10 protein-coding genes are annotated in these 8,809 nt (G+C 70.5%); all 10 read left to right on the top strand.

The features are described from left to right. Window positions 1-158 precede the first annotated feature (158 nt). The 10 genes from AC1D15_RS10635 to AC1D15_RS10590 all read left to right on the top strand — a co-directional run bounded on the left by AC1D15_RS10635 (window position 159) and on the right by AC1D15_RS10590 (window position 8,706). Complete coding sequence (locus tag AC1D15_RS10635; protein ID WP_477825949.1) at window positions 159-1,427, top strand: leucine-rich repeat-containing protein kinase family protein; 1,269 nt, start codon at window positions 159-161, stop codon at window positions 1,425-1,427. After that, window positions 1,424-2,392, top strand: a complete 969-nt coding sequence (locus tag AC1D15_RS10630) for a trypsin-like serine protease (protein ID WP_477825948.1) — start codon at window positions 1,424-1,426, stop codon at window positions 2,390-2,392. The genes AC1D15_RS10635 and AC1D15_RS10630 overlap by 4 nt, the downstream gene beginning before the upstream one ends. A gap of 170 nt (window positions 2,393-2,562) precedes the next feature. After that, the gene (locus AC1D15_RS10625; protein ID WP_477825947.1) at window positions 2,563-4,164 is read left to right on the top strand and encodes a protein kinase family protein; all 1,602 of its coding nucleotides are present in this window, start codon (window positions 2,563-2,565) and stop codon (window positions 4,162-4,164) included. A gap of 10 nt (window positions 4,165-4,174) precedes the next feature. Further along, window positions 4,175-4,753 carry a hypothetical protein gene (locus tag AC1D15_RS10620; protein ID WP_477825946.1) on the top strand — a complete coding sequence of 193 codons (579 nt, stop codon included), beginning with the start codon at window positions 4,175-4,177 and terminating at the stop codon, window positions 4,751-4,753. Between the two features lie 69 nt (window positions 4,754-4,822). Further along, window positions 4,823-5,302: a VOC family protein gene (locus AC1D15_RS10615; RefSeq protein ID WP_047593315.1), complete on the top strand. Its 480-nt coding sequence runs from the start codon at window positions 4,823-4,825 to the stop codon at window positions 5,300-5,302. A 94-nt stretch (window positions 5,303-5,396) separates the two neighbouring features. Continuing rightward, on the top strand, window positions 5,397-5,672 hold the full coding sequence (locus AC1D15_RS10610) for an antitoxin (RefSeq protein ID WP_477825945.1): 276 nt from the start codon (window positions 5,397-5,399) through the stop codon (window positions 5,670-5,672). 3 nt (window positions 5,673-5,675) lie between these two features. Continuing rightward, the gene (locus AC1D15_RS10605) at window positions 5,676-6,077 is read left to right on the top strand and encodes a type II toxin-antitoxin system VapC family toxin (protein WP_477825944.1); all 402 of its coding nucleotides are present in this window, start codon (window positions 5,676-5,678) and stop codon (window positions 6,075-6,077) included. 30 nt (window positions 6,078-6,107) lie between these two features. After that, window positions 6,108-6,782 carry a response regulator transcription factor gene (locus AC1D15_RS10600; RefSeq protein WP_047509476.1) on the top strand — a complete coding sequence of 225 codons (675 nt, stop codon included), beginning with the start codon at window positions 6,108-6,110 and terminating at the stop codon, window positions 6,780-6,782. Then, on the top strand, window positions 6,779-8,215 hold the full coding sequence (locus AC1D15_RS10595; RefSeq protein ID WP_477825943.1) for a sensor histidine kinase: 1,437 nt from the start codon (window positions 6,779-6,781) through the stop codon (window positions 8,213-8,215). The genes AC1D15_RS10600 and AC1D15_RS10595 overlap by 4 nt, the downstream gene beginning before the upstream one ends. Before the next feature lie 65 nt (window positions 8,216-8,280). Then, a complete protein-coding gene (locus AC1D15_RS10590; protein WP_465114772.1) occupies window positions 8,281-8,706 on the top strand; it encodes a tripartite tricarboxylate transporter TctB family protein in 426 nt (141 codons plus the stop codon). The last annotated feature ends 103 nt before the right edge of the window (window positions 8,707-8,809 follow it).

Raw genomic sequence — 8,809 nt, 5'->3', positions numbered from 1 at the left:
CAGCAGGTCGAGCAGCTTTCTGCGTGTCGGGTCGGCCAGTGCCTTGAATACCTTGTCTGCGTCCATTCGTTGCGTTCTTGCGTGAAGCGATAATAGGCAGGCAAATGCCTGCATGTCAAGTCGATGATCGACAATGCGGGCAGCCCGCGACCCGACCGATGGAGCCCACGCTGCAACCCGACCTGACTGCTGCCCGCACCCTGGACCGCCAGACCCTCGATCGATTGCGCGCCGGCGAATTGCAAGGCTGCACCCGCCTCGACCTGCGCGGCTGCGGTCTCGTGGAACTGCCTGCCGAGGTGCTGGCATTGGCCGACACGCTCGAGGTGCTCGACGTGTCGGGCAACGCGCTGGGCTCGCTGCCCGACGGGCTGGCGCGCCTGACGAGGCTTCACACGCTGTTCGCCTCCGGCAACCGCTTCACCGCGTTGCCGCCGGTGCTGGGCCGCCTGCCCGCGCTCGACACGATGGGCTTCAAGGCCAACCGGATTGCCGACGTGCCGGCGCAGGCGTTGGCGCCCACGCTGCGCTGGTTGATCCTGACCGACAACCGCATCGCGGCCCTGCCGTCCACGCTGGCCGACTGCACCCGCATGCAGAAGCTGATGCTGGCCGGCAACCGGCTCACGCGGCTGCCGCCGGGCATGGGCCGCCTGCAGCGGCTCGAATTGCTTCGGCTGTCGGCCAACGCCTTCGAGCGGGTGGAGCATGCGTTGACCGACGAGCTGCTGGCCTTGCCGCAACTGGCCTGGCTGGCCCACGCCGGCAACCCGTTCAGCGCGGCGCGCGAGCAGGCCGCGCAAGCCATCGCGACCGTCCAGCCGATCGCGTGGCGCGAACTGCGGCTGCACGCGCTGCTGGGCGAAGGGGCCTCCGGCCACATCCATGCCGCGCAGTGGCAGCCGGGCGACGGTCCGGTGCAGGACGTCGCGGTGAAACTCTTCAAGGGCAGCGTGACCAGCGATGGCCTGCCCGGTTGCGAGATCGCCGCCACGCTGATGGCCGGCAGCCACCCGCAGCTCGTCGGCGTGCTCGGTGCCCTCGCCGACCATCCCGACGGGACGCCGGGCCTCGTGCTGCCGCGGCTCGCCCCGCACTGGAAGCCGCTCGCCGGTCCGCCCAGCATGGCCAGCTGCAGCCGCGACGTGTACGGCGCGGATGTGCGCCTGAGCGTCGCCCGGGCCACGTCGATCGCACGCGCGGCGACCGAGGCACTGGACCACCTGCATGCGTGCGGCCTGACCCACGGCGATCTCTACGCGCACAACCTGCTGGTCGATGGCGGCGATCGCGCGCTGCTCAGCGACCTGGGTGCGGCGTCGCTGCTGCCGCCGGACGACCCGCCGCTGCGCGCCGCGCTGCAGGCCCTCGATCGACGGGCCCTGGGCATCCTGGTCGACGAACTGGCGCAGCATGGCGAACCATGAATCCCGCCCGACGCCAACTGCTCACCGCGTCGTCGTGCCTGGCACTCGGCGCACCGGCCCGCGCCCTGATGGCCGGTACCGCACCCGATTCGCCCGACGCGCGCATCGACGCGAACACGCCGTCGTCGCCGTGGACCTCCGCGGTCGCGGTGCTGACGCCGAGCGGCATCTTCTCGGGCGTGGTCGTCGCAGCGCGCTTCGTGCTGACGGCCTCGCACGTGACAGGCAGCGCGACGCCCGGCACCCTCACCGTGCAGCTGAACCACCAGGCGACCCCGGTGCAGATCGGTGCGACCGCCGTCACCCCCTTCCCCGGTGCCTCGTTCCCGTACGACGACCTGTCGCTGATCACGCTCGCGAGCCCGGTGCCCGAGGGCGTCGGGATCCTGCCGATCTACCGCGACGCACCGCCGGCGCAACAGGTGCTGACACTGGTCGGCTACGGCGCCGGCGGCACCGGCGACACCGGCCCCGGCGGGCCACGCTCGGCCGCCGTCAAGCGCGTCGGCCGCAACGTGCTCGACGCGGTGCGCCAGAGCATCGACGGCTCGGGCCGCCGCAGCCTCTTCTTCCTGTACGACTTCGACGGCCCCTGGGGCAACGGACCGCTGGGGGAGTCGAGCCTCGGCAATGCCATCGAGACCGGCGTGGCCCCGGGTGACTCCGGCGGCCCCGCGTATGCCGAGATCGGCGGGCGGCGCTGGCTGCTCGGCATCAACACGATGACGCTCTCCGCCAGCAAGGGGATGCCGGTGGACTTCCGCTTCGGCACGATCGGCGGCGGCATGCTGCTCGGCGATCCCCGCTTCGTGGCGTGGCTCGAAGCGCAAACCGGCGGCACGCTCGCGCCGGTGCCGCCGCCGGAGCTGCCATTGCCGACCTGGACCCTGGGGTTGGCGGCCGCCGGATTGGGCCTCGCTGCGGTGCTGGCCTGCCGGGGCAGCGGTCGACGGCGCAAGCCATAAGGCGCACGACGCCCCCGATCGCCAGGCCTTCGCAAACCGTGACAGCGCTTCGCCGTCGCGTCGGCCGGGCCGCGCTCGCCGCGACATCCTGGAAGCCCCGAAAGGCGACCCATGATGACAGTGAACGAACCAGCGAAGCGATGCCCCCTTCCTGCATGGAAGGCCGCGCGATGAGCACGATCGGCAAGCGTCCGAGCCTCGAGCGGATCCTGAGCCGGCTCGACTCCGGTGCGATCGGGCGGGCGCTGTCGCCGGAGCGCACCACTGGCGGTGGCCGGCAATCGCCCTTCACACCACCCACGCCCGAATCGCCGCTGAAACGCCGCAATGCGCTGCGGGTGGCCGGCGGCATGGCCGGACGGGTCGGGCTGGCGGCGTTCCGGGGGGTGCTCGGTGCCGCGAGGGACCTGCAAGCGGCGCGGCCCGACCCCRCGCCGATGGCCATGCCGATGCAGATGCCGCAAGCACAGCCGTGGGGCAACCCCCGTCCGGCGGTGGCGTCGCGGCCACCGCTGCCGCCGAAGCCGCCGGAGCTGTGGCCGACACCGTTGGAGGCCCACCAGAACCCGCGCCCGGCGGTGCCCCCGAGACCGCCGAAGCCACCCGAGCTGCAGCAGGCGCCGTTGCAGATGCCGGCGATGCCCTCCATGCCGAATCCATGGAGCAGCCCCGCGGCCCGGTGGCAGCAGCCCACGCCGCAGGGCTTCCCGCAACGCCCCGGCCCCGCGCTGGGGCAGCAGGTCGATGCGTATCCGATCCAGACGAAGGTGCCGCAGGGGCAGCAGAAACTGTTCCGCAAGGAGCAGCGCGAGGCCACCAACGTCCCGACGCTCGCCCGGCACATCGGCCGCCTCTACAAGCAGTTGAACCTGAAGGTCACCGGCGACACCCTGCCGGCGTTCACGAATGCCCAGGTGCTCGAGCCGCCGAAGAAGCTGGGCTCGGGCGCCTTCAACACCGTCTTCCAGGTCAAGCTGAAGAATCCCGACGGCACGGCGTTCAACGGCGTCTTCAAGCCGCTCGGGGGCATCGAGAAAGGCTGGGTCGCCGCGGCGACCGGCATCCCGCGGGACGATCCGCAGATCGCGATGCGCAACATCGCGACGGTCGATGTCGCGAAGAAGCTCGGCTTCGACGTGGTCCCGAGCACCCGGATGGCGGTGATCGACACCGGGCGCGGCGCCGTCGACCCCGACCTCGGCCTGGTCATGGATCTCGCGACTGGCAAGCCGGCCGCGGAGATCGAGGCGAGCACGCTGGCACGCGGGGTCGTGGCGGCCGAGGTCACCAAGCTGCAGCTGCTCGACCACATCACCGGGCAAGGCGATCGCCATGCCAACAACTACTTCATCGACTTCAGTCCCAAGCCCGAGCCGCACGGCACCGCCAAGGTCATGGGCATCGACAACGACCAGTGCTTCGGCAAGAACCTGACGGACCCGGCCGGCATCCAGTGGGTGGACAACGACAGCATGCGCCACGGCTTCCGCGGCACCGCGCTGCCGCCGGTGGTCGACACCGAGATGGCACGCGCGATCAACTCGCTCACGTCGCGCGACATCCGTGCGATGCTGGGCAACAAGCTGAGCGAGCCCGAGATCCAGGCAGCGATCGCGCGCCATGAGGGCGTCAAGGACCACATCGCGAAGCTGCGCACAGAAGGCAACATCATCCACCCGGACGATTGGGAGCAACCCGGCGTGCAGGCCCTGCTGACCGCCGAGAACAGCTACATCGGACGCGAGCGCCACCATGCCAACCACAACTGGTGAGATCTTCCCCATGAATGCATCCGAGTCCGCCCAGGCGCTGTTCGAAGCTGAGAGCCTGCCGTTTCCGCCGATGCCGGCCGCGCTGGCCGCGGCGCTGAAACCGCAGGCCGCGGGCTGGTTCGCCACGCGGGCGGTGGCCTCGTCGCCGTACGACATCGATCACTTCCTGGCCGAGGTCGAGGCCCGGCCTGGTCCCGAGGACTACGCGCTGGTCGGCTTCGACGGCCACGGCAGCAACAGCTGGGCGGCGCACTTCTACCTGGTCGCCGACGGCATCGCGCTCTTCATCCAGCTGCCCTGGGGCGGCGCCTACGTGGACCCCGTGCCGGCCCGCGCGGAGATCGCGGCCTTGTTCGACTGGGCCGAGGCCTTGCAGTCGCGGCTGCGGGCGGCCCAGGCGGCCGGCAGGATCCCGCAGGGCCTGCGGCTGCAGGTTGCCGCGAGCCGCTTCGGCCGCGCCGGCTGGCGCTGGCTCGATGCCGCGAAGGAGGCAGCGGCGACGCCGTGGAATCCATCGGCAGGCATGAAGGCGGCGCTGTTGAAGGAACTCGACGACGTGATCGCGGGCCGCAAGCTGCTGAACGCATGACGGCCTGATCCTGCGGGCGCGCCGAGAGGCCATACTGTCGGCCTCGTTCAACCCTGCAGGAGCCGCGACATGGTCAGCAAGAACACCATTTGCCTCTGGTACGACGGCACGGCGCTCGACGCCGCCACCTTCTACGCAGCGACGTTCCCGGACAGCAAGGTCGGTGCGGTGCACCGCGCGCCGGGCGATTACCCTGACGGCAAGCAGGGCAATGTGCTGACGGTCGAGTTCACCGTGGCCGGGGTGCCGTGCATCGGGTTGAACGGCGGCCCGGCCTTCAAGCACAGCGAGGCGTTCTCGTTCCAGATCGCGACCGATGACCAGGCCGAGACCGACCGCCTGTGGAACGCGATCGTCGGCAACGGCGGCGAGGAAAGCCAGTGCGGCTGGTGCAAGGACCGCTGGGGCCTGTCGTGGCAGATCACGCCGCGCGCCCTCACCGACGCCTTCACCGACCCCGATCGCGCGGCGGCCGGGCGCGCCTTCGAAGCGATGATGCGCATGAAGAAGATCGACATCGCGACGATCGAGAAGGCGCGGCGCGGTTGAGTCCAGCGGTGCATTCCGATGGAGTGCGCCGCCTTGCACGACAGGGTGCGCCCCGTTAGTATCTACATGTGTATATATTTTCGGAGACACCCTCATGAGAAACGATGCGGCGAAGACGGCCAGGATCTTCATGAACGGCGGCAGCCAAGCCGTTCGACTGCCGGCGGAGTTTCGCTTCGATGTGCCGGAGGTGTATGTCCGACGCGACCCCCGGACCGGTGACGTGGTCTTGTCCAGCCGACCTGCCAAGAGCTGGGCAGACTTCTTCGAGCTGCGAGACAAGGACCCGTCAGTCGTTCCGGATGACTTCCTTGCCGATCGATCCGCCGTACCGCAGGAGCGCGATCCGTTCTCCGACTGGAAGGAGTGATGGATGCTCTATCTGCTGGACACGAACATCTGCAGCGCGGTGATCAAGAGGCACTCCGACGCTGACAGCAAATTGGCAGCCCTCGACCCGGCAGATGTCTGCATCTCTGCCGTCACCTACTCCGAACTGCGCTTCGGAGTCGCCTTGGTGGCCCCGGCCCGCCGTCTTGAAGCGCTGGTCGACGAATTCCTGGCGTGCGTGCGCTGCGAGCCGTGGGACCAGCTTGCGGCAGACCGCCACGGAGCCCTGCGTGCCCACCTGCGCCTGACCGGTCGCCCGATCGGCCAGTTCGACGAAATGATCGCGGCGCATGCGCTGGCGCTGCAGGCGGTGGTGGTGACGAACAACGAGAAGCACTTCCGACAGGTGCCGGGGCTGAAAGTCGTCAACTGGATTCAGCGCTGACCTTCGCATGTCGCCAGGAGCCGCTCTCCCATGCTGATCCTGCTGGTCGAGGACGACCAGCCCCTCGCCGCGTCGATCGCCGGCGTGCTGGGCGCGCAAGGCTGGCGGGTCGACACCAGCCCGCGCGGCGAGCCGGTGCCGGCCTCGCTGCTGCGTGACGACTATGACGCGCTGATCCTCGACATCGGCCTGCCCGGCATCGACGGCATCGAGACGCTGCGCCGCGTGCGTGCGCAGGGCTCGAAGCTGCCGGTGCTGATGCTGACGGCGCGCGACACCGTGGCGGAGCGCGTGCACGGCCTCGAGGTCGGTGCCGACGACTACCTCGTCAAGCCGTTCGCGCCGGTCGAGCTGGTGGCGCGGCTGCGCGCCCTCGCCCGCCGCCACGAGAACCGGCAGGCCGAAGTGCTGGTGGTCGGCCGGCTGCGCTTCGACCCGCGCGAGCTGCGGGCGTGGCTGGGCGACGAGCCGGTGAAGCTCTCGCGCCGCGAGTGCGACGTGCTGCAGTACCTGATGCTGAAGGCCGGGCGCGTGGTGCCACGCGAGCAGCTGGTCGCGCTGGTGCCGGGCTGGAGCGGTGCCACCTCGGACAACGCGCTGGACCTGCTGGTGTCGCGCCTGCGCACGAAGATCGAACCGGCCGGCGTGCGCCTGCGCACCGTGCGCGGGCTGGGCTACCTGCTCGACACCGGAGATGAACCATGACGGCCTCCACCGCTCCCGCCCACAGCCTGCGGCGCACGCTGCTCATGTGGCTGATCCTGCCGCTGGTGGCGCTCGTGCCGCTGGCCGCGGCGCTGGTCTACGCGCTCGCCGTGCGCCCCGCGCTCGACGGGCTGGACCGCGCACTGACCGACACCGCGGTCGCGCTGACCAACATCCTCGAGATGCACGACGGGCAGGCCACGCTGCCGCTGAGCACCCAGACCTTGCGTGCACTGCGCGCCGACCTGGTCGACGACGTGGCCTTCGTCGTCAGCGACCCCCAGGGCCGGCCGCTCGGCGGCGAGGCCGCGCTGCTCGCGCACGCCCCGGCGCTGCGCGCCGGCGAGTGGCGCTTCTTCGACGACACGCTGCGCGGCCGGCCGATGCGCGCGGCCGCCTTCGGTGCCCGCTGCGGCTCGTCGACGCAGATCTGCACGGTGCTGGTCGCCGAATCGCTCGGCAAGCGCCAGGACGCCGAACGCGCGGTGGCCCTGGCCGCACTGGCCGCCTCGGTGCTGCTGGCGCTCTCGCTGGCCCTGCTCGCGGTGGTGGCGGTGCGGCGCGGCCTGCGGCCGCTGCAGCGCGCATCGGTCGAGATCGGCGCGCGCTCGCTGCAGCGCCTGGAACCGATCGAGCTGGCCACCGTTCCGCGCGAGGTGATGCCGTTCGTGCTGGCCCTGAACGACCTGTTCGGGCGGCTGCGCACCGCGGCATCGGCCCAGCGCGCCTTCGTCGAAGACGCCGCGCACCAGCTGCGCACGCCGCTCTCGACCTTGCGCGTGGAAGCGGCGCAGGTGCTGACGCAGACCTGCCCTTCCTCGCTGAAGCCGACGCTGCTGCGGCTGTATGCCGCCGCCGAGCGCGCCTCGCACCTGGTGCAGCAGCTGCTGACGCTGGCCCGCACCGACGGCGCCGTGCTCGGCGACGGCACGCCGCTGCCGCGCATCGACCTGGCCCGGCTGGCGGCGGAGTACGCGAACAACTGGCTGCGCCCCACGCTCGCGATGGAGCAGGACCTGGGCTTCGATCTCGAGCCGGCCTTCGTCGAGGGCGATGAGCTGCTGCTGCGCGAGTTGCTCGGCAACCTGGTGCACAACGCGATCGAACATGCGGGGGCTGGCGTCAGCATCACCGTGCGCACGCGCAGCGTGGCCGGGCGCGCGGTGCTGGAAGTGATCGACGACGGCCGCGGCGTGCTGCCCGAGGAGCTGGAGCACGTCTGGGGCCGTTTCCGCCGTGGCAAGCTGGCCGGCGGCCTCGGCACCGGCCTGGGCCTGGCCATCGTGCGCGACATCGCGCGCCTGCACGGCGGCGAAGCCACGCTGCAGCCCGGCGTCGGCGGCACCGGCCTCGCGGTCACCGTGAGCCTGCCGCAGAGTCCCGAACACATCACCACCGACCCTGAAGCCGAACCTGTCGTCAACCTGTCGTAGGTAGAAACCGATGGCGGTCGCGGAGGCCCCACTGCCTAGAGTGGGCCACCTCTCACGGAGCCACCATGATCGACAGAAACCTCGCGCGGGGACTCACCCTGACGGCCGTCTCGCTGGCCTTCGGACTCGGGGCGCTGCAGTACCCCATCGGCGACTTGAGCCGCGCCGGCGCCGGCATGTTCCCGCTGATGATGAGCTGCCTGCTGCTGCTGATCGCGATCGCCACCATCGTGCGCTCGCGCTTCGTCGCCTCGGAACGCTTCGAGTTCAAGCTGAGCAACATCGGCCTGCTGCTGGCCAGCCTGTGCGCGTTCGCGCTGGTCTCGCGGCTGCTGAACATGACGGCCGGCATCGTCGCGCTGGTGTTCCTGTCGGCCTTCGCCGGCTCGGCGAAGTACTCGATCGTCCGCAACGTCAAGGTGTCGGTCGGCCTGTTCCTGGTGGCGCTGGCCTTCCAGAAACTGCTCGGCCTGAGCCTCAACCTGTACTGAGGCACAGCACGATGGACCTGCTCCACAACCTCGCCTTCGGCTTCAGCCACGCGCTGACGTGGCAGAACCTGCTGTTCTGCGCCATCGGCTGCACGGTGGGCAC

The organism is Rhizobacter sp. P2_H2, assembly GCF_056403375.1.
Note: the sequence above shows the minus strand (reverse complement) of the source record. Positions and strands in the feature narration are given on the sequence as shown.

Bases quoted from the DNA above. Each gene is read 5' to 3' on its own strand.
- AC1D15_RS10630 (WP_477825948.1), top strand. From the start codon at position 1,424: ATGAATCCCGCCCGACGCCAACTGCTCACCGCGTCGTCGTGCCTGGCA.
- AC1D15_RS10610 (WP_477825945.1), top strand. From the start codon at position 5,397: ATGAGAAACGATGCGGCGAAGACGGCCAGGATCTTCATGAACGGCGGC.
- AC1D15_RS10595 (WP_477825943.1), top strand. From the start codon at position 6,779: ATGACGGCCTCCACCGCTCCCGCCCACAGCCTGCGGCGCACGCTGCTC.
- AC1D15_RS10615 (WP_047593315.1), top strand. From the start codon at position 4,823: ATGGTCAGCAAGAACACCATTTGCCTCTGGTACGACGGCACGGCGCTC.
- AC1D15_RS10635 (WP_477825949.1), top strand. From the start codon at position 159: ATGGAGCCCACGCTGCAACCCGACCTGACTGCTGCCCGCACCCTGGAC.
- AC1D15_RS10605 (WP_477825944.1), top strand. From the start codon at position 5,676: ATGCTCTATCTGCTGGACACGAACATCTGCAGCGCGGTGATCAAGAGG.
- AC1D15_RS10620 (WP_477825946.1), top strand. From the start codon at position 4,175: ATGAATGCATCCGAGTCCGCCCAGGCGCTGTTCGAAGCTGAGAGCCTG.
- AC1D15_RS10590 (WP_465114772.1), top strand. From the start codon at position 8,281: ATGATCGACAGAAACCTCGCGCGGGGACTCACCCTGACGGCCGTCTCG.
- AC1D15_RS10600 (WP_047509476.1), top strand. From the start codon at position 6,108: ATGCTGATCCTGCTGGTCGAGGACGACCAGCCCCTCGCCGCGTCGATC.